Origin of the sequence: Allobosea sp. FBZP-16 (assembly GCF_002831785.1) — a bacterium.
GTDB lineage: Bacteria > Pseudomonadota > Alphaproteobacteria > Rhizobiales > Beijerinckiaceae > Allobosea > Allobosea lupini.
Genome location: NZ_LNCQ01000045.1, coordinates 1 through 23135 on the forward strand (window position 1 = coordinate 1; position 23135 = coordinate 23135).

Genomic DNA, 23135 nt, shown 5'->3' on the forward strand with positions numbered 1-23135 from the left:
GATGCGGCAGCGACGCTGGGCCAGCGCCTTGCCGGCGTCGAGGCCGCGGCCAAGAGCGCCGCGCAGCCGAGCAGGCAGGCGCTCGCCGCCGCCCGCGTCGTCCTGGCCGAGCGCATCCGCGACGCGATCGGTTCCGGCCGACCCTTCCAGGCCGACCTGACCGCACTCGGCGATATCCCTGCCGAGCAGAAGGCGGCGCTCGCCGCCGTCGCCGGCACCGGAGCACCGACACGCGACAAGCTGCTGGCGCAGTTCAAGAGCCATCAGACCCTGTTCGTGCGCGAGACCACCCCGGCCGCGAACAGCTGGGAAGACAAGTTGCTCGGACTGGCGAGCCGTATCGTCACCATTCGCCCGGTCGGCGACTCCGGCTCAAGCGATCCTGCGACCCTGCCGATCAGGCTGGAGGGCGCCCTCGTCCAGAACGACATCGCCAAGGCCGCCGAGCTCTGGACGCAACTGCCCGAGCCGGCGCGGCGTGGCAGCGAAGCCTTCGGCGCGGCGCTGAAGCAGCGCGCGAGCGCGGAAACGACGATCAACCGCATCGCGCAGGATGCGGTCGCGGCGCTGGGCACGGCAGGCTGAGAGGATAGATCCCGATGGTTCGCGTACTGGTCTATCTCCTCGTCATCGCCGCCCTCGCCGCCGGCGCCGTCTGGCTCGCCGATCGGCCCGGTGAGGTCTCGATCCTCTGGCAGGGCTATCGCATCGAAACCAGCGTCGCGATCGCGGCGATCGGCGTCGTCGTGCTCGCCTTCCTCGCTCTGGTCGCCTGGGCGATCGTGCGCTTCGTTTTCGGCCTGCCCTCCGCCTTCGGCTACGCCTCGCGGGCCAGGCGCCGGGCCCGCGGCTTCGAGGCGATCTCGCGCGGCATGGTTGCGATCGGCGCGGGCGATCCCGTGGCTGCCGGGCGCTATGCCGTCGACGCCCGCAAATTCGTCGCCAACGAGCCCCTGACCCTTCTGCTCGAGGCGCAATCGGCCCAGCTCTCCGGCGATCGCGGCCAGGCCGAGGCCGCCTTCAAGGCGATGCTAGACAAGCCGGAGACGCGCGTGCTCGGCCTGCGCGGTCTGTTCGTCGAGGCCCGCCGGCGCGGCGACATGGCCGCCGCCCGCGCCTTTGCCGACGACGCGGTGCGCCGCTCGCCCTCGCTCGCCTGGGCCAATGACGCCCTGCTCGATTTCCACACCGCCGCCGGCGACTGGCAGGCGGCTCGCACCGCGGTCGAGCGTCGCGCCGCGCTCCGCCTTGCCGACAAAGGCGAGGCCAAGCGCCAGCGCGCCGTCTTGCTCGCCGCCGAAGCGCTGGAGGCCAAGGACCGCGAGCCCGAAAAGGCGCTCGCCGCCGCGCTCGAAGCCGTCAAGCTCGCGCCCGGCCTCACTCCGGCCGCAGCGCTCGCCGGCCGGATGCTGTCGGAGCGCGGCGACATCAAGAAAGCGGCGCGTCTGCTGGAGGCGGCCTGGAAACAGGTCTCGCATCCCGATATCGCCGGCGCCTATCTCGATGTTCGCCCCGGCGACAGCGCCCGCGATCGCCTCGCCCGAGCAGAAATGCTGACCAGGCTCCGGCCCGCCGATCCCGAGGGCGTGCTGGCGCTCGCCGGAGCCGCCATCCATGCGCAGGACTTCGCCCGCGCTCGCGCCGCGCTGAAGCCGTTGCTTGCAGGCGGCGCCTCGGTCCGTGCCTGCCTGCTGATGGCCGAACTGGAAGAGGCCGAGCACGGCGCCACCGGCCGCGTCCGCGAATGGTTGGCCCGCGCGACCCGCGCCCCGCGCGACGCCGCCTGGGTCGCAGATGGGCTCGTCTCCGACAAGTGGCTGCCGATCTCGCCGATCTCGGGCCGGCTCGACGCGTTCGTCTGGACGGTCCCGCCAGCGACGCTGGGCAGCCAGGGCGCCCATTTCGAAGACGATGTCCTCGCCGATCTCGACGACCCCTCTGCGCCGCTGCTCGAAGGCAAGGCCGAGGTCGCGGAAGCGGTGACGGTTCCGGCCGCTGCCGGTCTCGCTCCGCCGCCTGCGCCCGAACCAGCGAAGCCGGAGCCCAAGGTCGAGCCCAGGCCTGAACCGGTCGCTGCGGCCGCCCCTCCTCCGGCCGAGCCGGTCGTCGAGATCGCTCCCCCGGCGACGAAGCCTGCGACACCGCAGGCCAAGCCTGCCCCTGTCGTCTTTCCGGTGGCGCATGCACCCGACGATCCAGGCCCTGAGCAGCAGGCGCCGGGCGAGACCAAGGGCCGGTTCCGGATTTTCAGTTGACGCTAAAGCGGGCGTCATTCTCGGCCGAAGCGCAGCGAAGAGCCGGGATTCTCGCGACGCGAAGGCGCTAACCAGCGCCTCCTCCCGCCTGAGATGCTCGGGTCAAGCCCGAGCATGACGCGTGATCTTTGCGCCCCGGGCGCCTATAGACGGCGCATGACCGTCTCCGAGATCACCACTTCACCCGTCATCGACCTCGTCATCGCGCCCGAGCAGGCCGGCCTGCGCCTCGACAAGGCGCTCGCCCTGCTCGGCGGAGAGGTTTCCCGCGCCCGCCTGCAGCAGGTGATCAAGGAAGGCGGCGTCAGCATCGACGGTGTGGTGGTCGCCGATGCCAGCCGCAAGGTCGCCGTCGGCCAGCGCCTCTCCCTCATCATGCCCGAGGCCAAGCCGGCCGCGCCGGTCGGCCAGGACATCCCGCTCACCGTCGTCTTCGAGGACGAGCACCTGATCGTCATCGACAAGCCGGCCGGGCTCGTCGTCCACCCCGCCGGCGGCCATGAGGACGGAACGCTGGTCAACGCGCTGATCGCCCATTGCGGCGAGAGCCTGTCCGGCATCGGCGGCGTACGCCGGCCCGGCATCGTCCACCGGCTCGACAAGGACACCAGCGGCCTGCTCGTCGTCGCCAAGAACGACAAGGCGCATCGCGGCCTCGCCAAGCAGTTCGCCGACCATGGCCGGACCGGCCCTCTCGAACGGGCCTATCTCGCTCTGGTCTGGGGTTCGCCGCGCCGGCAGACCGGCACGATCGACGCTCCGATCGAGCGCTCGAATCGCAATCGCGAAAAGATGATGGTGGTCGGCGAAGGCCGGGGCCGCGAAGCGATCACCCATATCGAGCTGATCGAACGCTATCCGCCCTTGCTGCGCGGTCATGAGGAGGTCGAGGCGCTGGCAAGCCTGGTCGAATGCCAGCTCGAGACCGGTCGCACCCACCAGATCCGTGTCCATATGAGCCATATCGGCCACCCGCTGCTCGGCGACCAGCTCTACGGCTCCGGCTTTATGACCAAGGCGAGCCGCCTGCCCGAGAATGCCCAGGCGGCGCTCGCCGATCTCGGCCGCCAGGCGCTGCATGCGCGCCTGCTCGGCTTCGAGCATCCGGTCACCGGCGAAGAATTGCGCTTCGAGTCGGAACCACCGACCGAGTTTGCACGTTTGCAAGCAGAACTCTCGATCCTGTGACCGATTTTTGCTGCGCTGCCCACTTTCCGCCACCCTCGCATCGTCTATACTGCGTTGCGAAAGCGGATGGCTAAAGGGGCGCCGCTAGGGTGTTTTCAGCGGGCGACAGGGCGAAGGTCGTCGTCAACGCATAGCACCGGACGATCCTGCCCGATGGAACATCGGGTGGTTGGCTCGCCGCTCGGCGGGAGCCGGAAAGGAGTACGAGCATGGCGACTGCGTCGTTGCCCGTCATGTCCGCGGAGGGCGGACTTTCACGTTACCTGGATGAGATCCGTCGGTTCCCGATGCTGGAGCCGAACGAGGAATTCATGCTGGCCAAGAGCTGGCGCGAGCATGGCGACCGCGACGCGGCCCATAAGCTCGTGACCTCGCATCTGCGCCTCGTCGCCAAGATCGCCATGGGCTATCGCGGCTACGGGCTGCCGATGGGCGAAGTCGTGTCGGAGGGCAATGTCGGCCTGATGCAGGCGGTCAAGCGCTTCGAGCCCGACAAGGGCTTCAGGCTCGCGACCTATGCGATGTGGTGGATCAAGGCGTCGATCCAGGAGTACATCCTGCGCTCTTGGTCGCTGGTGAAGATGGGCACCACCGCCAACCAGAAGAAGCTGTTCTTCAACCTGCGCAAGGCCAAGAGCAAGATCTCGGCACTGGGCGAGGGCGATCTCAAGCCCGATCAGGTCAAGACCATCGCGACCAAGCTCGGTGTCAACGAGCAGGACGTGATCGACATGAATCGCCGGCTCGGCGGTGACGCGTCGCTGAACACGCCGCTGCGCGAGGATGGCGAAGGAGAGTGGCAGGACTGGCTCGTCGACGACAGCGAGAGCCAGGAGCGCCGCCTCGCCGATTCGGAAGAGAGCGACAACCGCCATCTGGCCCTGCGCGAGGCGCTGGGCGTTCTGAACGACCGCGAGCGCCGCATCTTCGAGGCGCGCCGCCTCGCCGAGGACCCGATCACGTTGGAGGAGCTCTCCGAGGAGTTTGGCGTCTCTCGCGAGCGCGTGCGCCAGATCGAGGTCCGCGCCTTCGAGAAGGTGCAGGACGCGGTCAAGAAGGCGCTGGTGAAGATCGAGGCGCCGCGGGCCGCCCTGCCCGCAGCCTAGCGCCCGTTCCGATCAGCTTGCACCGCGAGCTGATCGGCAAAACGCTGTCCAGACAAGAACGAGAGCCGGTTTCAATCAGGTCGTTCCGATCTGATTGAAGCCGGCTCTTTTGTCAGTAGAGAGGTTGCAAGGGCTGCAGAGGCAGCCTGAGCGGCCCGAGGAAGACCCTGCCTTCGCGCAGGACCAGCGGCGGCAGCGGCGAAAGCCCTGCCGCCGTATTGCTTTGCCCGCCATCGCCGGTGCGACCGCCGAGCAGGGCACCCAGCCCCGCCGTCAGCCCGCCGACCTTGATGCCGGCGATGCGGTCGATGCCGGCCACTGCCGCCACGACCTTGCCGGCTGGCCGGTGGGCCTCGTCGAGCGTCAGCTGGCCGCTCGCCTCCAGCCGGGTCGGCCCTTTGGTCAGGACGAGCTTGGTCACGTCCACGAGGCCGCCGGCGGTGCGCCAGGCTTCGAGCGCATCGGGGTTGAACCCCCGCCGGAAGGACAGCGCGCGCGACAGGCTGGCCTGCAGATCGAGATCGGCAAGCTGGCCATTGCCAATAAGCGCCTCCAGCGCCGGCAGCACGCCGCCTTTTGCGTTGACGGCGAGATCGACGGAGCCGTCACTGGCGAAGCGCTGCGGATTGGGCCGCAGATGCACTTCGGTGGCGCTCGCCCGCCAGGTCTCGGCAGCGGCCTGCCCCGGCTCGGTGACGGTCAGCACCGGCTCGCCCAGCACCACCGAGAAGCGTTCGAAGGCGAGCCCGCTGAGATGCAGGCTCGCGGCCAGTTCCTTCCAGTCGAGCGCGGCCTTGCGGCCTTGCGGCAGGCTGGCCAGCATCGGCCCGGTCATCTGCAGGATGATGTGACCGGGCGTCCAGACCTGCGCGACCGCGACGGCCGGCCCGGCATCGACCTTGACCTCGTCGCCCCAGCGCGAGGAAGTCAGCGTCAGGCTGGCGCAGCGCACCTCGATGCGGAAGGGATAGCCGCCGACGCTGCGCTCCCGGCAGGTCCAGTTGCGGCCGGCCCCTGCCTCGCGGGCGATGCCGGCATCGAGTTCCTGATCGACCCTGCTCCGCGCAAAGCCCCAGATGGCGGACCAGCCGGCAGCGAGCAGCGCCAGCAGCACGAAGGGCGCGTAGAGCCAGAAGCGGCCATGCCGGCGCACGGGCGTGGGATCTGACATGCGCGGGCGCTCCATTGCGAAAATCTCGGCAGGTTGATAGCGACCGGGGCCGCGGCACGCCAGCGCCGCCGCAGATTATCCGCCAACCGGTCGCGAAGCCTCTCTGGCGAGGCAAACGGGCTAAATTGTGAGGAAACGGATGACGGCGCCGCTTCCGCCGGAAGATCTCTGGGTGTTCGGCTACGGTTCGCTGATCTGGCGCCCTGGCTTCGCCTTCGTCGAGCGCGCCGGCGCTCGCCTGCACGGCTATCACCGCGCGCTTTGCATCTATTCGCATGTTCATCGCGGCACGCCCGAGGTGCCGGGGCTGGTGCTCGGCCTCGATCGCGGCGGCATCTGCCGCGGCGTCGCCTTCCGCGTCGCCGCCGAGCAGGCGGAGGAGACGATCGACTACTTACGCGCCCGCGAGCAGGCGACTTCGGTCTATCTCGAACGGCGGCTTGCGCTGCGGCTCGACGACGGGCGGCGGCTCAATGCACTCACCTACATCGCCGACCGCAACCACGAGCAATATGCCGGCCGTCTGCCCGAGGAAGCGGTGCTCGCCTTCGTGCGCCAGGGCAAGGGCGTCTCTGGCGAGAATCCGGACTATGTCCGGCGCACCCATGAGCATCTGCACGAAATGGGGATCCACGACCCGCTGCTGGCTCATTTGGTCGCCGAGCTCGACAGGGCGAGCGGGCCAGCGATCGGCTGAGTTCCCTCTCAATCTTCATCCTGAAGAGGCCCGCAGGGCCGTCTCGAAGGATGAGGGTTGAGAAACACGCGACACGAGACTCACGCCTCCGGCATCAGGTCGCAGAGCGCGGCGCGACGGCCGGCGCTGTCTTCCGCCAGGAGATGGACATGGATCTCGCTGGCGCCGGCCATGGCGACGGCATCACGCCAGCGCGTCAGAGCCGCATCGATTCCGAACGGGCCACTGTCGCGCGCGGCGACGATCTTGCGGTCCGTCGACACCGCCAGCAGCACCGCGTCGGTGAAGCCGAGCGCATGCCCATCCTGGATGCCGAAGATCGAGGCGACATAACGCCGTCCCGAGCGACCGCGCCAGGCGGTGAAGCGCCGTTCTGCGAGCTGCGCGGTGGCGCGCAGCGGCATCTCGCGGACCTGCCCCGACAAGGCCGAAGCATCCTCGAACAGCGGAGCCGCGCGCTCCGCCTTGGCAGGCTGCAGCGCCTCCAGCAGATTGAGCTGGCGCGGCATGGTGTCCAGTGACCGGTTACGGTCGAGTGGGAAACGGGCTCGGGCCAAAGCAGCCATATCGTTCCTCCTTTGTTCTAGAACAAAATCGGAACAGAACGACCCAATGTCAAGGCCGATCAGGCGCCGGGCTGCGGCTCCTGCCGTATGCTGACAGGAGCGGGCACTCCGAGCCGCTCGAGTTCGGCCAGCCCGTCCGCCAGGAGGCGGTTGCTCGCGGTCTCGATCTGCTCCTGCAACAAAGCGTGGAACGTCGCCTTGTCCATGCCTGGCTGGATCGTCGGCATGATCTCGACCTTGATCGTGCCCGGCCGCTTGATCAGGCTGCGCCGCGGCCAGAACAGCCCGGCATTGAGCGCGACCGGCACGCAAGGCACGCCCAGCTCGGTGTAAAGATGGGTGACGCCGTATTTATAGGCCGGCTCGGCCCCGGCCGGCCGGCGCGTGCCTTCCGGAAAGATCATCAATTGGCGCCCGTTCTGGCCGAGCTCGACCTTGGCGCGCCGGGTCACCGCCTGCAGGGCCCGGCTGCGGGCGCCGCGATCGACCGGGATCATCCTGAGTTTCAGCAGGCACCAGCCGAAGAAGGGCAGCCAGGTCAATTCGCGCTTGAGGATGTAGACGGGATTGCGGAACACCGTGATCAGCGCGAAGGTCTCCCAGGTCGACTGGTGCTTCGCCGCCATGATGATGCCGCCGGGCGGAATGTTCTCGACCCCCTTGATTTCATAGCGCGTGCCGACGATCACCCGCATCCACCAAAGCGACGTCTGCGCCCAGCACAGCGCGACCTTCAGCAGGAAGCGCGCCGGCAGCACCATCGTCATCATGGCTGCGAGCAGCCAGAATGAAAGGTTCAGATAGAAGGCGACATTGAAGAGCAGGGAGCGGATCAGCAGCATGGTCCGCAAGAACCCCGGCGGTCGATGGACGTCAAGAGCCCGCCGGAAAGATCAGGCACCGCGCGGCGGTGCCGGCGCCCGCGAGCGCTTGTCGTAATCGGGGCCGATCAGTTCGCCCGGCTTGGGCGAGATCGGCTTGCGGCCGCCGATGATCACGGAAAGCCGCGAGGTCTCGGGGTCGGTCTCGAGCTTGCTGCGCAGTGCGGCGACCAGGTATTTGAGGTATTCCGGCACCAGCAGGCGGATCGCGTGCCAGTCGCGCCACCAGCCGGCGACGTCGACCTGGTCGGTCACCACCGGATGCGGCACGAAGCGCACGCCCGGCATGGCATGGCGCAGTTCGAGCAGCGTGCGCGGCATGTGGTAGTTCGACGTCACCACCAGCAGCGAGCGGAAATCGTGGCGGCGAACCCAGCGGCGCGTCTCGATGGCGTTGCCGATGGTGTTTCGGGCGCGATAATCGAGGTCGACACAGCAGTTGAGCGCCTCGCGCGCGCTCGGGTTGAGCTTGGCGAGTTCGTCGCGGCCCGTCCGCTCGTTGACGCCGCTGATCAGCAGGCGCCGTCCGCGGTCGGCATTGAGCAGGCTGACGGCGTCGTCGATGCGCTGCGCGCCGCCGGTGACGACGACGATCGCATCCGTGCGCGGCGGCGCGCCGGCTTCGGTCAGCGACAGGCCGGTGGTGTACCGGACATAGCCGGCAACCACGACGAAAGAGCAGAGAAGGACGCTCCAGAACAGGAGACGGCGAAACCAGCGGCGCCGCGGGGAAGCAGGCGTCGTCATCGGTCGCAGGGCAGCCGGGCTGTCCTCAACGCAGGGAAAATGACCTTGCCGGGTTCCAAGCAGCACCATGAGATCGGGATACTAACGGCCCAATCGGGCACAATGACGGCATTCCCACAACCCCGCCGCGCAGCGAGTCAGCCCATTGCTCTGAGATAATGGCGCACCGTCAGCCGCGAGACGAGTCCCGCGATCGTCGCGACAACAGCCGCGACCAGGATGACGACCGCATAGCCGGACCAGCCGATCTCGAAGGCGCCGAACAGCGCCTGCAACTGGTCGGCCTCGGGCGTTGCGCTCCAGGCCGAGGACAGGAAGCCGAGCAGCGCGATCGCGATGATCGCCGCCAGTCCCCCGGCCGCGCCGCCGCGCAGGCCGAGTGCGACGAAGCGCGTCTGGAATTCGCGGGCGATGAACTCGTCGGTCGCCCCCACGAAATGCAGCACCTCGACCGAGTCGCGGCTGCCGGCCATGGCACCGCGCGTCGCGAAGGCGACGGCGAGCCCGGCCGCCACCAGCACCAGCAGTACCACCGCGACGCCCGCAAGGATGATCGTGCTGGCCATGGTCGAGAGCCGGCGCACCCAGAGCCGGTGGTCGTCGAGCGTCGCGCTCGGCACCTCGCGCCGCAATGTCTGGCCGAAGGCGACGAGTTCACTGGCGGAGGTCGAGGACAGCCGCAGCACGATCAATCGGGGGATCGGCAGCTCGACGAGGTCGAGCCCGGCGCCGAGCCAGGGCTCGAGCAGCTTGTCCGACTCCGCCTTCGGCATCGGCTTGGCCTCGGCGACGCTCGGCACGGCGCGCGCCAGTTCGACCGCGCGGGAGATGTCCCGCTCGATGTTACGGCGCGGATCGGGCCTGACCTGGATCGTCATCTCGTTGGCGACCGCGCCGCGCCATTGCTCGGAGGCACGGGCGGCGAGCAGTGCCGCCCCGGCGCTCAGCGCCGCCAGGAAGGTCAGGATGGCGATGACGACGACGAGTGCGCGCCCGGCAACCGAATCCACCGGCACCAGTGGCTGGTCGCGGCGCAGGCTCGCCGGCAGACGCTGACTGCCGCGCGGCCGCTCTTCCTCGGCCTCGTCGATGTCGAGGGGCTCAGGCATCGACATGCAGATGCCCATCCGCCAGCACGAGGCGCGGTGCGTCGTAGAGTTCCATCAGCGCGATGTCGTGGGTCGCGATCACCACCGCCGTTCCCAGCGACTGCAATTCCATGAACAGCCTGAGCAGACGCCGGCCAAGGCCGGGATCGACATTGCCGGTCGGTTCGTCGGCGAGCAGCAATTGCGGCCGGCTGATCAGGGCGCGCGCGATCGCGGCGCGCTGCTTCTCGCCGCCGGACAGGACCGCCGGCACGGCATGCATGCGCTCGCCGAGCCCCACCCAGCGCAGCAGTTCGACGACCTCGGCACGATAGCTCGCCTCGTCCTTGCCGAGGACGCGCAGCGGCAGCGCGACGTTCTCGTAGACGGTCAGGTGATCGAGCAGACGGAAATCCTGGAAAACGACGCCCATGCGCCGACGAAAGTCGGTCAGCGTGGCGGCTTCGAGGCGCGAGACGTCCTGGCCGAACAGGTTGACCAGTCCGCGCGTCGGTTTGAGCGCCATCAGGACCAGGCGGATCAACGTGGTCTTGCCCGCGCCCGACGGCCCGGTCAGATACTGGAAGGAGCGCGGCGCGATGCTGAAGTTGATGTCCTTCAGCACCTCCGGCCCCATCCCGTACCGCAAGCCGACATTCTCGAACCGAACCAACGCACTTCCTCTCGCTGATCTTTTCCGAATCGTGCCGGACGAGCGCCGACAGGACCTTACACCGAGACGTCTGCCCGGCGGAAAGCGCCGGCAGGTTTTCCTCAGCCTCGCGCGGCGCAGGCTTTACGCGACGTTAACCATAAATCGACCCTATGGGAGGCGGAGCCGCCGACCGCACCCGCTTGCGCTTGCGCGCAGCGAGCAGAGGATCAGGCTCCGGACCGACATCTCTGAGATGCAGCGCGGAGCGAGCATTTTTAAGGCCATGCAGATCGTCTGCCCCAACTGCGCCAGCCGGTACGAGATCGCCGAGGCCAAGATCGGGACCGGCGGCCGCAAGGTGCGCTGCGCCAGCTGCCAGACGACCTGGCAGATCGAGGCACCGCGCGCCTCCGACGCGCAACCGGCGGATGACGTCCTGCAATCCGACCTGGATGCCGCGATCCCGGAGCTTCCCAGCCCTCCCAGCGCCGAGCAGACCGCCGCCGAGCTGGAGGAGGAGCTGCGCCGCGCCGCCGAGATCGACGCCGACATCTCGGCGATCGCATCGGAGCAGACCGAGCCTCCGCAGCCGGACGCAGCGCCATCGCGGCCTCCCGGGCGCAAGCGCAGCTGGATCGGGCCCCGCAATCCGGCGGCACGCCTGTCCTCGGCAGCGGCCGGCCTCTTCGTCGCCGCCGGTCTCGCCGCGCTCGGCCTCGGCCTCTGGCAGCGCGAGCGCATCGTCCGGACGGTACCGCAATTCGCCGGGCTCTACGCGAGCATCGGCTTGCCGGTCAATGTGCGCGGGCTCGCCTTCAGCGCCGTCGAGAGCGAACTGGTTCAGGATCAGCAGGGTCGCTTCCTCGTCGTCTCCGGCGATGTCACCAACATCGCCAAGGGCACGACCAAGGTGCCGCCGATCACGGTGATGGTGCGAAGCGAGGATGGCAAGGTGCTCTACAGCTGGACGACAGAGCCGCCGCGCCCGTCGCTGGAGCCGGCGGAGCTGATGCATTTCCGTGCCCGCCTCGCCTCGCCCCCCAATGACGGACGCTCCGTGCAGCTTCGTTTCGCCGCCGGCAGCCCCGGCGGCGTCGCCAGCCTCAACTGATCTCTTCCGGCTGGTTTCCACACCGCCACCGCCCAGCCGCTTCAATTGTCGGCGCATGGACGCTATGACTGGGGCCTGTTGAGATGAGCCCGCGATTACGGGGCTGCGCGGGCATCGGCCCGCGCCGAAAGGAACTGTCGTCGATGTCCCAGCCCAAGCGTATCCGCGTTCTCTATGACGAGGCGGCGATCGCCGCACGCAATGCCGAGATGGCCAGCGATATCGCCGCCAATGCCGGCGAGGACCTGCTCGTCGTCGCGGTGCTGAAGGGCAGCTTCATGTTCGTCGCCGACCTGATCCGCGCCATGCATCGCGCCGGCATGACTCCACAGGTGGAGTTCGTGCATTTGTCGAGCTATCGCGCCGCCACCGTCTCTTCCGGCCAAGTCGAGATTCTGCGGGATGTGCAGAGCGATGTCCGCGGCCGGCATGTCCTGCTCGTCGACGATATCCTCGAATCCGGCCGTACGCTCGCCTTCGCCAAGGACCTGCTCGCGGCGCGCGGCGCCGCCCGCGTCTCGACAGCCGTGTTGCTGGAAAAGCCGGCCAAGCGCGCCGTCAATATCCAGGCTGACTATGTCGGCTTCGAATGCCCCGACTATTTCGTCGTCGGCTACGGCATGGACGTCGCCCATTCCTATCGCCAATTGCCCTATGTCGGCGTGATCGAGACCGCCGACCAGGCCGGTCTGCCGGGGATCTGAAGCGATGTCGCGCATTCTCGTGGTCGATGACGAGGAGAGCCTGCGCTCGCTGGTCGCGCGCGGCCTCGCCATGGATGGGCACGATTGCCTGACCGCCGGCGACGGCGCCGAGGCGCTCGACATCCTGATGGCCGAACAGGGCCATTTCGACCTGCTGCTCACCGATATCCGCATGCCGCTGATGGACGGCATCGCGCTGGCGCTCGCCGCCAAGCAGCACTTCCCCGACCTCACCATCATGCTGATGACCGGCTATGCCGAGCAGCGCGAGCGGGCAAAAAGCCTGGAGACGATCGTCTCGGAGGTGATGACCAAGCCTTTCACCATCGCCGAACTGCGCGAGACGGTGCTGCGCGTGATCGAGCGCTCGATCGGGTGAAGCCATTCGTCTCTTGACGCTCGGCAGATGATATCTATCTTTGGTAGATATCGCCAGTTGGAGCCTGTGACATGGGGACCGCTTCCTCGGCAAGAGCCAAGCTCTTCATGCATGGCCGCAGCCAGGCGGTGCGGCTGCCGAAGGAGTTCCGCTTCGAGGGCAGCGAAGTGCGGGTCAGCAGGGTCGGTGACAAGGTCATCCTCGAACCGATCGCGGGCGCGCCCTTCGATGCAGATGCTTGGCGCGCCCGGCTCGATGAACTCGGCGCCCGCGATTTCCTGGTCGACGGGCTGCCGGATGATCCTCCGCCGGCCGACGAAGACGAGATCGCATTCGTCTGAGGCGATCCGATGTTCTGCCTCGACACCAATGTGATCGTATACGCGATCAATGGCCGCGTTCCGGCCATCGAGCAGCGGCTTCGCCAAGAATTGGCGATAGGAACGACACTCCTCGTCCCCGCCATCGTCCTGTTCGAGCTCCGCTACGGCATCGCCAAGAGCATGCGGCGCGAGGCCTCCACGCGGGTCCTCGATGCTTTCCTGGCGGAGGGCTTCGACGTGCTTTCTTTCGAGGCCGAGGATGCCGCCGAGGCCGGCGACATTCGCGCCGCGCTGGAAACCTCCGGCATGCCTATCGGTGCCTACGATATTCTGATCGCAGCCCAGGCTCGGCGGCGCGGCGCCGTTCTCGTCACGGGCAATCGCCGCGAATTCGAGCGCGTCCCCGGCTTGATGGTCACAGATTGGGCGGAATGAGCGCTCAGCGGTTCAGCCACCAGATCGAGGCGTTGAGCAGGCTCGCGAACGAGACCCAGGCGAGATAGGGCAAAAAGAGCGCCACGGACAGCCTGTCGCCCAGCACTGCGAAGCGCCGCATCGTCCAGATCATTGCCGCCAGCAGCGTCGCGATCACGACGAGCCCGCCCGCCGGGCTGTTCAGGCCGAAGAAGGCGCAGGACCAGAGCATGTTGAGCACGAGTTGGACATGATATGCGAGCAGCGTCTGCGCCCTGCCCGGCGTATCGACTGGCCGGCGCAGTGTACGGAACGCAGCCAGCGCCATCAGTGCGAACAGCGTCGTCCACACCGGAGCAAACAGCCAGTTTGGTGGATTGAACGGTGGCTTGGCGAGGCCGGCATACCAGCCCGGAATCTGCGGCACCGTCACGGCGCTGCCGATCAGCGACGCCACGACCACCGGCAGGATGGCGAGGAGCGCGGCAAGCCACACATTCAGCTGACGATCGGTGCTGCCTGACGATATGCTCATGCGGCGACAATGGGGTGCGCCTGCGCGCCGCACAAGACGAGCCTCTTGCACCGCAACAATTCAGGTGAGATGAATTTTCTCACATAGTGGAAATCGGATCGCCTCATGACCAAGCGCCCGCTGCACCCCCGTTCGCTCGCCGCGCAGGCGCTAGGCAAGATCGATCCGCTGACCAAGGCCGTGGTGCCGCCGATCCATGTCTCCACCACCTATATCCGCGACGAGGACAACGCCTATTCCTCCGGCTTCATCTATGGCCGGCCGGACAACGAGACGGTCCATGAGGCGCAGGCCGTCCTCGCCATGCTGGAAGAGGCCAAGGCCGGCGCCCTGCTGTTCGGCTCGGGGATGGCCGCGGCGACCGCCGTGTTCCAGGCGCTCTCTCCCGGTGATCACGTCGTCGCGTCGAAAGTGATGTACTGGGCCCTGCGCGCCTGGCTGCTGACCGAGGCGACCCGCTGGGGCCTGAAGATCGACTTCGTCGAGACCGACGACCTCGCCAGGCTCAAGGAAGCGGTGAAGCCCGGCGTCACCAAGCTGATCTGGGCCGAGACCCCGTCCAACCCGCTCTGGACCATCACCGACATCGCCGCGGTCGCGAAGATCGCCCATGCAGCCGGGGCCAGGCTCGCGGTCGATTCGACCTGCGCCTCGCCGGTTCATACCCGGCCGCTGACGCTCGGCGCCGACATCGTCATGCACGCCGCAACCAAGGTGCTGAACGGCCACTCCGACGTCGTCGCCGGCGCGCTCTGCGCCAATGCCGATGACGAGTTCTGGAACCGGATCAAGACCATCCGCAAGGGCCAGGGCGGCATTCTCGGCCCGTTCGAGGCCTATCTCCTGATGCGCGGCATGCGCACGCTCCATGTCCGGCAGGAGCGCCAGTCGGCTTCGGCCATGGCGCTGGCGCAGAAGCTGTCCGCCCATCCGCTGGTCTCGCGCGTGCTCTATCCCGGCCTGCCGCAGCATCCCGGCCACGACATCGCCGCCAGGCAGATGGAAGGCGGCTTCGGCTTCATGCTCTCCGTCCAGGTCAGCGGCGGCGAGGCGGCGGCGGTCAAGTCGGCCGCCCATGTCGAGCTCTACAAGCGCGCGACCTCGCTCGGCGGTGTCGAGAGCCTGATCGAGCATCGCGCCTCGATCGAGGGCGCCGGCTCGCCCTGCCCGCCCGACCTGCTGCGCCTTTCGACCGGCATCGAGGATGTCGAGGACCTCTATGCCGATCTCGACCAGGCGCTGAAGGCCGGGCACGGCTGAAACCTCAGAACCAGATGCCCTTCGCTGTGATCAGCAATTGCCGGCGGTCGGCGAGCCCGTTCAGGCCGCCATTGATCAGCTGGGTGACCCGGGCCGCATCGTCGCGATCCGCGGCGGCGTTGATCTTGCGGTCGCGCCAATAGGCGAAGGCGATCTGGACCGAGATGCGCGGATCGAGCGCCAGCTCCGGCCGCCCTTCGAGATCGACGTTCAGCATCCGGCCGATGCGCTTGTAGTTGGCCCGCCCCGTGAGCTGAAAGATGCCGCGCCCGTGATAGCGCGCGCCGTCGCCGGGCTCGGTGTTGCCGAGATCCTCGCGGCCTTCGTATTTGGCGAACTGCTTCTTCCCGCCCTTCTCCTCGAGCGTGCGGAAACGGTCGGTCTCATGGGCGGCCTGCGCCAGGAAATGGCAGACGCGCAGCGGCGTTGTCAGATCGGCCTCGGCGGCGAGCCGGGTGAAATGCAGGGCGATGTTGCCCATGATCTCGGCCTTGCCGATCGGCGCAAGGCGCGACAGGCGCTCGAGACTGACGGCGAGATCCGGCTGCCGCGGAGCCTGCGGCTCCTCGACCGGTATATCTTCGGCTGGCGATCCCTGCATCGACATGGCGGCACTCCTGTTGCGCGTTTGCGCGAGTATGCATCGGTTTCGCTGTGCGGGGATAAGTTCGCCGGCAGAACCGTCATGGCGCTGAAACAGCGCGCGTCTAGCGAGGGCCTCCGTCCCAGGGAAAGCTCGCCATGACCACCGACACCGCTCTCAATCGCCGCGCATTGCTCGCCGGCCTCGGCACTGCCGCGCTCGCCGCTGCGGCAGCGCCCGCCCTCGCCCGCTCGCTTCCGCCTGTGCCGACGAGCAACCTTGCCACCGACACCGGCTATTGGGATGCCGTCCGGCGCCTCTACAGCGTCACGCCCGACATGGTGAACCTCGAGAACGGCTATTGGGGCATCATGGCCGAGCCGGTGAAGGCCGAGTTCAAGCGCCTGACCGACTTCGTGAACTTCGAGAACACCGTCTATGCCCGCAGCAAGATCGGCCAGGATCTCGACAACATCCGCACGCCGCTGGCCGATTTCCTCGGCGTCGCCCGCGAGGAGATCGCGCTCACCCGCGGCGCCACCGAAGCGCTGCAGACGCTGATCGCCGGCTACAACAAGCTGAAACCCGGAGACGGCGTTCTCTACGCCGATCTCGACTATGATTCGATGCAGTACGCGATGAACTGGCTGAAAGGCCGGCGCGGCGTCGAGGTCGCGAAATTCGATATCCCCGAGCCTGCGACCAAAGCCAATGTGCTCGCCGCCTATGAGGCCGCGCTCAAGGCCAATCCGAAGACGAAGCTGCTTCTGCTCACCCATATCAGCCACCGCACCGGGCTGATGATGCCGGTCAGGGAGCTCGCCGCCATGGCCAAGGCGCGCGGCATCGACGTCATCCTCGACGCGGCCCATAGCTGGGGCCAGATCGACTTCAAGGCGAGGGATCTCGGCGTCGATTTCATCGGCTTCAACCTGCACAAATGGATCGGTGCTCCGCTCGGCGTCGGCCTGATCTACATCGCGCGCGAACGGCTGGCCGATATCGACACCCATTACGGCGACGAGGATTTCAAGCCGGACGATGTCCGCTCGCGCATCCATACCGGCACGCCGAACTTCGCCGCCCAGCTGACGGTTCCCGCCGCGCTCGCCCTCCACCAGGAAGTCGGGCCACAGGCCAAGGAGGCGCGCTACCGGCACCTGCGCAACTACTGGGTCGCGAAGGCGCGAGAGCTCAAGGGCGTCGAGATCCAGACGCCGGACGATCCCGAGATGGTCGCCGGCATCACCTCTTTCGCCCTGACCGGCAAGCGCTCGGCCGCCGACTGCAACGCTGTCGTCGCGGCGCTGCGCGACCAGCACAAGGTGATGACGGTGCGACGCGGCGGCGTCGCCAAGGGCAACACCATCCGCATCTCGCCGGCCCCCTATCTGACGGAAGCCGACCTCGACCGCTTCATCGCGGCGCTCGCGGTCGTCTCGGGCAATAGGGCGGGTTGAGATTTGGCCGTCATTCTCGGGCAGCGCGAAGCGCAGACCCGAGAATCTCGTGACGAGAAGGCGCTGGCTTGCGCCTCATCCGGCTTGAGATGCTCGGGTCAAGCCCGAGGATGACGCGGGACCGTCAGATCAATTCCGCCGCAGCAGGCGCTCCAGATAGTCGAGTTCCTCGGTCGGCCGCAGCGGATCGCCGAGGCGCCGCCGCAGTTCCTCGAGGATGCGCCGCGCCCGCTGCGTCGCGCTCTCGTCGGCACCCGGCACGCGCACGCGGCCATCGGCCCAGTCGCGCTGGCGCTGCGGCCGCCCCAGAGGATCGTTGTTGTCGCGCTGCTGGGCCGACGGCCTGCCGGCAGGGCGTCCATCCGGCTCGCCATAGGCGTTCTCGTTGCCCTCGCCCTCGCCGGGCTCGCCCTGCATCTGCTGGGCGAGGTTCTGGCCGCCCTTGCGCAAGGCGTCCAGCGCCCGCCCCTGCGAATCGACCGCCTGCCCATCCTGGCCTTGACCAAGCTGGCCCTCGGCCTCGCGCATCGCATCCTCGGCCTCGCCAAGCTCGCCGGGGTCGGCGCCCATGCCGCGCATGCGCCGCTGCAGATCCTGCAGCCGCTCGCGCAGGGCCTGCTGGCGCTGCGACAACCCTTGCTGTCCCTGGCCCTGCCCGCCTTCGGCGTTCTGGCCGTCCTCGCCCTCGCCGTCCTCGCCAGGCTGCTGCCCGGGTTGCTGGCCGCGCTGCCCGCGCTGGCCCTGTTGCCCTTGCTGGCGCTGGCCCTGCTGGCCGGGACGCGCCTGCTGCTGGCCGGGGCGGCGGCCCTGCTGGGTGCGGTTCTGGTTCTGCTGGTCCTGCTGGTAGGTCTCGTCGCGCAACTGCTGCTGCTCGCGCGTCATCCGGTCGAGATCGCCCAACGCCTGGTTCATCTCGCGCTGGCGCGGGTCCTGCTGGCCCGGGCGCGCCGTCTTGAGGTTGTTCAGGAGGTTGTTGAGCTCCTCCATCAGGCGCTGCGCCTCGGCCATGTCGCCGCGCTTGGTCAGCTCCTCGATGCGGTTGAGCATGTTCTGCAGGTCGCGCGGCGTCACCGTTCGGAAATTCTCCGGCAACCGCGCCTGGTTCTGCTCGCCGTTCTGCTGCTGGCGCTGCCATTGCTGGGCAAGCTCGCGCATGTACTGGTCCATGGCGCGGCGCAGATCTTCGGTGAGCTTCTTCATCTCCTCTTCGGAGGCGCCGCGCTCCAGCGCCTGCGCCAGGTTCTCCTGCGCGGCCCTGAGCGCCTTTTCGGCATCCGAGAGGTCGCCATCCTCGAGCTGCAGCGCGAGCGCCCACATCATCTCGGCGGCGTCGCGGAGCTGGTCGTCGCTGGCGGCGCGGCGCAGCCGCTCGCCGATCATGCGCATGCCGAGATAGACACCGGTCTCCTTCATGAAGCGGTCGGGCTCGATCATCAGCGCGTCGAGCGCAAGCTGAACTTTCTTGCGGTTGTCGACGTCCATGACGAGCTTGCGCCGCTGCTCGACCAGCGCCTTGGCCAGCGGCTTGGTGAAAGTCCGCTGCGGTAGCACGACCTCGAGGGTCTCGCTGCGTCCCTCCTGCCCGGTCTCGTCGCGCGCCAGGAGGCTCATATTGACCTTGGCGCCGGCCCAGGGATGGGCCGAGAAATCGACCGTGCTCTTCATCTCGTCGTCGCCGGAACCGGAGGGCGGCACCGGCAGCACCTGCTTCGGCGCCTCGACCAGCGAGCGGCCACCCGTGATCGGCCCGACACGCGAGACCAGCACTTCGGCCGAGGCGATGCCGTAATCGTCCTTCGCGCGATAGCTGAGGCCGAGCCCGCCCTGCACGCCGCTGACGGGCTTGGGCGCATCGGCGAAGGCGATCTCCGGCTTCTGGTCGATGATCGCGTGCAGGCTCAAGGTCTGCGCCGGGGCGCCCGAGCCGGTGATGCGCAGGGTGCCGTCGCCGGCCACGAGATAGCGCTTCTCGGTCACTGCGACCGTATTCGGCGGCGCGGCCTTGGCCGGCGCCGGCTTGGCGTCTCCGGATTTGACTTCGCCGGGCTTGCCCTCGACCGGTACGGCATCGAGCCGGCCGGTCGTTGCGACATCCATTCCGCTTTTGCCGGCGATGCGCACCACCACCGTCGATTTCTCGGGCACGTTGAAGTTCGGGCTGGCGAGCCTGCCGAAATCGATCAGGATCGGCGGCATGCGCGTATAGGAGGGCGGGTCGATCCAAGCATCGATCCGGACAGCCGCGGCGGCAAGCGCAGGTCCGCGCCAGTCGAAGGCGGCGGCGAGCCGCGGCAGGGCCTCATGCCCGGCGACGAAGAAGCCGGCGACCGCTGCGACCAGCGGCACGACGCGCAAGGCCCGCCTGTCACGCCCGGCCATGCGCGGCTGTGGCGGCGCGACCCTCAGCGCCGCGACGTGAGCACTCTGACGCTGCAGATGCAGCGTCCACAACGCCTGCGAGACCGGATCCTTCCCGCCGACCGCGAGCGTATCCTCGAGCGAGGTCGCCGGACGGTGAGCCCCGTCCATCGAGTGGTCGAGCCGGGACAGCGCCTCGCGGCGGCTCGGCCAGCGACCGGTGACGGCCGGCCAGAAGCTTCCCAGCAGAAGCAGAGCAAAGACGGCGGAGCCGGCAGCCCGCCCCCACCAGGGCAGATACAGCCAGAGCCCGAGCCAGGAGACGGCGAGAAAGGCGAGGACGACGCAGAGCGGCGCCCACAGCTTCGGCCAGAGGCGCTCCCAGGCGAGCGACAGCCGCGAGGCCGCAGTGAGCCGCTCCAGCCGCTTGCGGATCGTACCAACCGAATCTAGCGCCGTGCGGCGCGGTGCTTCGCTCATCCGATGCTCCGGGCCGCCCCCCGCGGCGCCTCTCCTGGCTTCATCGATCGAGCAGAGAGGCTAGCACGTGATTGTGGCGTGACCAGCACCCAGGCACGATGCCCCACAGGCGCTCCGCTTATTGTGAAGCAGACTCAGGGCAGCCAGGGCGGTGCACGATCCGTGCCGATCAGCTCTTCATAGGTCTGGCGCGGCCGAGTCACCGCGAATTTGTCGCCCTTCACCAGCACTTCGGCGACCAGCGGGCGCTGGTTGTAGGTCGACGACATGCTGGCACCATAGGCGCCGGCCGTCATGAAGGCGATGAGGTCGCCCGGCTTCAGCGCCGACAATTCGCGTCCGGTGGTGAAGGTGTCGCCTGATTCGCAGATCGGCCCGACGACGTCATAGGCGATCGTCTTAGCCCCCTCCGCCGGCTCCGCCACCGGCCAGATCTCGTGATAGGCCTCGTACATGGCGGGCCGCATCAGATCGTTCATCGCCGCATCGACGACCAGGAATTCCTTGGTCGGGCGCGGATTGAGGTGGAGCACCTTCGTCAGGAGGATGCCGGCATTGCCGACGATCAGGCGTCCCGGCTCGAAACCGAGCTCGGCGTCGAGCCCTTGCATCAGCTTGGCGACCATTCCGGCATAGGCTTCGATCAGCCCCGGGCCATGGTCGAAATCCTTCGGAACCTCGTAGGGGATGCCGAGCCCGCCACCGAGGTCGAGCCGGTCGACGCGGTGCCCTTCGGCCCGCAGCGCCAGCACGAGATCGCGCATCTTGGTGTAGGCCGCTTCGAAAGCATCGACCTCGCGGATCTGGCTGCCGATATGCACGGCAAGGCCCATGATCCTGACGCCCGCCATGTTGGCGGCGCGGGCATAGAGCCGATGCACCTCCTCGAAGGAGACGCCGAACTTGTTGGCCGAGGAACCGGTGGTGATCTTGGCGTGGCCGCCGGCACCGATGTCGGGATTGACCCGGAACACCGCCTCCTGGCGCTTGCCCAGCCGCTGCGCCACCTTCGACAAGAGGTCGAGTTCGCCTTCGGTCTCGATATTGACCTGGTAGATGCCGGCCTCGACAGCGAACGCAAGCTCGCCCTCAGCTTTGCCGACGCCGGAAAAGACGATCTTGCTGGCCGGGAAGCCGGCGGCGAGCGCCTTGCGGATTTCGCCCTCGGACACCGTATCGGCGCCGGCGCCGAGCGCAGCGAGCGTCTTCAGCACGCCGAGATTGCTGTTCGCCTTCATGGCGTAGAAGACATGCGCCGGCTTGCCCGGCGCGGTCGACGCCATCGCCGCCTCGTAGAGGCGATAATGCCGCTCGATCGTCGCCGAGGAATAGACATAGACCGGCGTTCCAACCTTATCCGCGATCTCGCGCAGGTCGACATCCTCGGCGAAGAGCGCGCCGTCGCGATAGGCGAAGTGATGCATTGAAAACTCAGAGCAACGGGTCGAGCACGAAAGGCTTCTCGGGGACCTCGATCGGCCGGTTGCGCTTCGGCGGCTTGCCGAGCGGCGAAGCATCCGTCGCGTTGAAGCTGTTCTCGACCGCGCCTGTCTGCTGATCCGGCAGGTCGATTGCATTCTTGGCGTTAGGAGGCGGTTCGAGCGGGCCGCGGCGGCCGCAGGCGGTAAGCGCGAGACCGAGGAAGCCGGCCAGCAACACGGCGCGACCGATAGTCAGACGGGAATGCGGCACGAACGGGTATCCTCGGGCGAAGCGTCGGAGGGACTGTAGCGAATGGCGGGCAAGCTTGCGAGCCTTTGCGCCGGGATCATGACTGCGGCTTCGCGTCCTTGGCGAGCTGCTTCAGCCAGCGCCTGGCCTGCCGCTTCACATTGGCGGGCGCGGTGCCGCCATAGCTGGTGCGGCTCTTCACCGAACGCTCGACGCCGAGCACGGCGAAGATCTCGTCGCTGATCTTGGGCTCGACCTCCTGCATCTCGGCGAGCGAGAGCTTCTCCAGGCCGACGCCCTTGCTCGATGCGAGGCCGACGAGCCGGCCGGTTACGTGATGGGCGTCGCGGAACGGCATCTTCAGCACCCGCACCAGCCAGTCGGCGAGATCGGTAGCGGTGGCGTAGCCGAGGCCGGCCGCCTTCTTCATCGTCTTCAGGTCGGGCTGCATGTCGCGGACCATGCCGGCGCTGGCGGCGAGGCAGAGCGACAGGGTCTGCACGGCGTCGAAGGTGCCTTCCTTGTCCTCCTGCATGTCCTTCGAATAGGTCAGCGGCAGGCCCTTCATCATTGTCAGCAGGCCCTGCAGCGCCCCGAAGACGCGCCCCGCCTTGCCGCGCACCAGTTCGGCCGCGTCGGGATTGCGCTTCTGCGGCATGATCGAAGAGCCCGTCGAGAACTTGTCGGAGAGCTTGACGAAGCCGAACTGCGGCGTCGCCCACAGCACGATCTCTTCGGCCAGGCGCGAAAGGTGCATGGCGCAGATCGAGGCGGCCGAGAGCGTCTCCAGCACGAAATCGCGATCCGAGACCGAATCGAGCGAGTTTGCCGTCGGCCGGGCGAAGCCGAGTGCCTTGGCCGTCATGTGCCTGTCGATCGGGAAGGAGGTGCCGGCGAGCGCGGCGGCGCCGAGCGGGGATTCGTTCATGCGCTCGCGGGCGTCACGAAGACGGCCGCGGTCGCGCGCCAGCATCTCGACATAAGCGAGCAGATGGTGGCCGAAGGTGACCGGCTGCGCCGACTGCAGATGGGTGAAGCCCGGCATCACCGCCCCGGCATAGGTATCCGCCTTCTCGGCGAGCGCGAGCTGGAGGTCGGCGACCTGCTCGTCGAGCTGGTCGAGCGCATCGCGCACCCACAGGCGCATGTCCGTCGCGACCTGGTCGTTACGCGAGCGGGCAGTATGCAGGCGCCCTGCGGCGAGCCCGATCCGGTCCTTGAGATTGCTCTCGATGTTCATGTGGATGTCTTCGAGCGCGCGCGAGAACGTGAAGCGCCCGGCCTCGATCTCGGCCTCGATGCCCTTGAGTCCGGCGGAGATCACGTCCACGTCCTCACGCGTCAGGATGCCGGTCTCGGCAAGCATGGCGGCATGGGCCAGCGAACCGCGGATGTCCTGGCGCCACAGGCGCTGGTCGAAATCGATGGAGGCGTTGATCTCCTCCATGATGGCGTCGGGACCTGTGGCGAAACGCCCACCCCACATGCGGTTGCTCACGGCGG

The 23135-nt window shown here is 67.9% G+C and carries 24 protein-coding genes; 12 read left to right on the top strand and 12 right to left on the bottom strand.

Annotation, left to right across the window (positions count from 1 at the left end):
• The 4 genes from CXY91_RS22290 to rpoH form a co-directional block, all read left to right on the top strand.
• Window positions 1–585, top strand: a 585-nt coding sequence (locus CXY91_RS22290; RefSeq protein WP_158673546.1) for a COG4223 family protein, incomplete at its 5' end; no start/stop codon positions are given.
• A 14-nt stretch (window positions 586–599) separates the two neighbouring features.
• Window positions 600–2255 carry a heme biosynthesis protein HemY gene (locus CXY91_RS22295; protein WP_100963469.1) on the top strand — a complete coding sequence of 552 codons (1656 nt, stop codon included), beginning with the start codon at window positions 600–602 and terminating at the stop codon, window positions 2253–2255.
• A 156-nt stretch (window positions 2256–2411) separates the two neighbouring features.
• On the top strand, window positions 2412–3443 hold the full coding sequence (locus tag CXY91_RS22300) for an RluA family pseudouridine synthase (RefSeq protein ID WP_100963471.1): 1032 nt from the start codon (window positions 2412–2414) through the stop codon (window positions 3441–3443).
• 209 nt (window positions 3444–3652) lie between these two features.
• On the top strand, window positions 3653–4549 hold the full coding sequence (gene rpoH / locus CXY91_RS22305) for an RNA polymerase sigma factor RpoH (protein WP_091836342.1): 897 nt from the start codon (window positions 3653–3655) through the stop codon (window positions 4547–4549).
• 112 nt (window positions 4550–4661) lie between these two features.
• On the opposite strand, the gene CXY91_RS22310 is transcribed toward rpoH, so the two are convergent.
• Window positions 4662–5720, bottom strand: a complete 1059-nt coding sequence (locus CXY91_RS22310) for a DUF2125 domain-containing protein (RefSeq protein WP_158673547.1) — start codon at window positions 5718–5720, stop codon at window positions 4662–4664.
• Between the two features lie 139 nt (window positions 5721–5859).
• Between CXY91_RS22310 and CXY91_RS22315 the strand changes: the two genes are divergently transcribed.
• The gene (locus CXY91_RS22315) at window positions 5860–6417 is read left to right on the top strand and encodes a gamma-glutamylcyclotransferase (protein ID WP_100963475.1); all 558 of its coding nucleotides are present in this window, start codon (window positions 5860–5862) and stop codon (window positions 6415–6417) included.
• A gap of 80 nt (window positions 6418–6497) precedes the next feature.
• Here CXY91_RS22315 and CXY91_RS22320 read toward each other — a convergent pair whose 3' ends face one another.
• From CXY91_RS22320 to CXY91_RS22340, 5 genes are all read right to left on the bottom strand, one after another.
• Window positions 6498–6983 carry a hypothetical protein gene (locus CXY91_RS22320; RefSeq protein WP_158673548.1) on the bottom strand — a complete coding sequence of 162 codons (486 nt, stop codon included), beginning with the start codon at window positions 6981–6983 and terminating at the stop codon, window positions 6498–6500.
• 59 nt (window positions 6984–7042) lie between these two features.
• Window positions 7043–7825: a lysophospholipid acyltransferase family protein gene (locus CXY91_RS22325; RefSeq protein WP_100963479.1), complete on the bottom strand. Its 783-nt coding sequence runs from the start codon at window positions 7823–7825 to the stop codon at window positions 7043–7045.
• A 51-nt stretch (window positions 7826–7876) separates the two neighbouring features.
• Complete coding sequence (locus CXY91_RS22330; RefSeq protein WP_100963481.1) at window positions 7877–8611, bottom strand: YdcF family protein; 735 nt, start codon at window positions 8609–8611, stop codon at window positions 7877–7879.
• A 137-nt stretch (window positions 8612–8748) separates the two neighbouring features.
• A complete protein-coding gene (locus tag CXY91_RS22335; RefSeq protein WP_349236604.1) occupies window positions 8749–9726 on the bottom strand; it encodes a cell division protein FtsX in 978 nt (325 codons plus the stop codon).
• Window positions 9713–10336 (bottom strand): cell division ATP-binding protein FtsE, encoded by a 624-nt coding sequence (locus CXY91_RS22340; protein WP_244543891.1) that lies wholly within the window; start codon window positions 10334–10336, stop codon window positions 9713–9715. Before CXY91_RS22340 ends, CXY91_RS22335 begins: the two co-directional genes overlap by 14 nt.
• A gap of 301 nt (window positions 10337–10637) precedes the next feature.
• Between CXY91_RS22340 and CXY91_RS30345 the strand changes: the two genes are divergently transcribed.
• From CXY91_RS30345 to CXY91_RS22365, 5 genes are all read left to right on the top strand, one after another.
• Window positions 10638–11465 carry a zinc-ribbon domain-containing protein gene (locus CXY91_RS30345; RefSeq protein ID WP_158673549.1) on the top strand — a complete coding sequence of 276 codons (828 nt, stop codon included), beginning with the start codon at window positions 10638–10640 and terminating at the stop codon, window positions 11463–11465.
• 143 nt (window positions 11466–11608) lie between these two features.
• Window positions 11609–12169 (top strand): hypoxanthine phosphoribosyltransferase, encoded by a 561-nt coding sequence (gene hpt / locus CXY91_RS22350; RefSeq protein WP_199777537.1) that lies wholly within the window; start codon window positions 11609–11611, stop codon window positions 12167–12169.
• A 4-nt stretch (window positions 12170–12173) separates the two neighbouring features.
• Window positions 12174–12548: a response regulator gene (locus tag CXY91_RS22355; RefSeq protein WP_091836358.1), complete on the top strand. Its 375-nt coding sequence runs from the start codon at window positions 12174–12176 to the stop codon at window positions 12546–12548.
• A 71-nt stretch (window positions 12549–12619) separates the two neighbouring features.
• Entirely contained in the window at window positions 12620–12889 is a 270-nt protein-coding gene (locus tag CXY91_RS22360) for an antitoxin (protein ID WP_100963483.1), read from the top strand.
• Window positions 12890–12898: 9 nt separating this feature from the next.
• Window positions 12899–13306, top strand: coding sequence for a type II toxin-antitoxin system VapC family toxin (locus CXY91_RS22365; protein ID WP_100963485.1), 408 nt, complete (start codon window positions 12899–12901; stop codon window positions 13304–13306).
• A gap of 4 nt (window positions 13307–13310) precedes the next feature.
• Here CXY91_RS22365 and CXY91_RS22370 read toward each other — a convergent pair whose 3' ends face one another.
• Window positions 13311–13781 (bottom strand): TspO/MBR family protein, encoded by a 471-nt coding sequence (locus CXY91_RS22370; RefSeq protein ID WP_248307599.1) that lies wholly within the window; start codon window positions 13779–13781, stop codon window positions 13311–13313.
• A 144-nt stretch (window positions 13782–13925) separates the two neighbouring features.
• On the opposite strand from CXY91_RS22370, the gene CXY91_RS22375 reads away from it, so the two are divergent.
• Window positions 13926–15080 (top strand): trans-sulfuration enzyme family protein, encoded by a 1155-nt coding sequence (locus CXY91_RS22375; RefSeq protein ID WP_091836367.1) that lies wholly within the window; start codon window positions 13926–13928, stop codon window positions 15078–15080.
• 4 nt (window positions 15081–15084) lie between these two features.
• Here CXY91_RS22375 and CXY91_RS22380 read toward each other — a convergent pair whose 3' ends face one another.
• Window positions 15085–15687 carry a glycoside hydrolase family 19 protein gene (locus CXY91_RS22380; RefSeq protein WP_091836369.1) on the bottom strand — a complete coding sequence of 201 codons (603 nt, stop codon included), beginning with the start codon at window positions 15685–15687 and terminating at the stop codon, window positions 15085–15087.
• A 134-nt stretch (window positions 15688–15821) separates the two neighbouring features.
• Between CXY91_RS22380 and CXY91_RS22385 the strand changes: the two genes are divergently transcribed.
• Window positions 15822–17123 carry an aminotransferase class V-fold PLP-dependent enzyme gene (locus CXY91_RS22385; protein ID WP_100963490.1) on the top strand — a complete coding sequence of 434 codons (1302 nt, stop codon included), beginning with the start codon at window positions 15822–15824 and terminating at the stop codon, window positions 17121–17123.
• Window positions 17124–17252: 129 nt separating this feature from the next.
• Here CXY91_RS22385 and CXY91_RS22390 read toward each other — a convergent pair whose 3' ends face one another.
• From CXY91_RS22390 to argH, 4 genes are all read right to left on the bottom strand, one after another.
• Entirely contained in the window at window positions 17253–19961 is a 2709-nt protein-coding gene (locus CXY91_RS22390; RefSeq protein WP_100963492.1) for a TIGR02302 family protein, read from the bottom strand.
• 134 nt (window positions 19962–20095) lie between these two features.
• Entirely contained in the window at window positions 20096–21385 is a 1290-nt protein-coding gene (lysA, locus tag CXY91_RS22395) for a diaminopimelate decarboxylase (protein ID WP_100963495.1), read from the bottom strand.
• 7 nt (window positions 21386–21392) lie between these two features.
• Complete coding sequence (lptM, locus tag CXY91_RS22400; protein ID WP_100963497.1) at window positions 21393–21653, bottom strand: LPS translocon maturation chaperone LptM; 261 nt, start codon at window positions 21651–21653, stop codon at window positions 21393–21395.
• 76 nt (window positions 21654–21729) lie between these two features.
• The gene (argH, locus tag CXY91_RS22405) at window positions 21730–23130 is read right to left on the bottom strand and encodes an argininosuccinate lyase (RefSeq protein ID WP_100963499.1); all 1401 of its coding nucleotides are present in this window, start codon (window positions 23128–23130) and stop codon (window positions 21730–21732) included.
• Window positions 23131–23135: the final 5 nt, after the last annotated feature.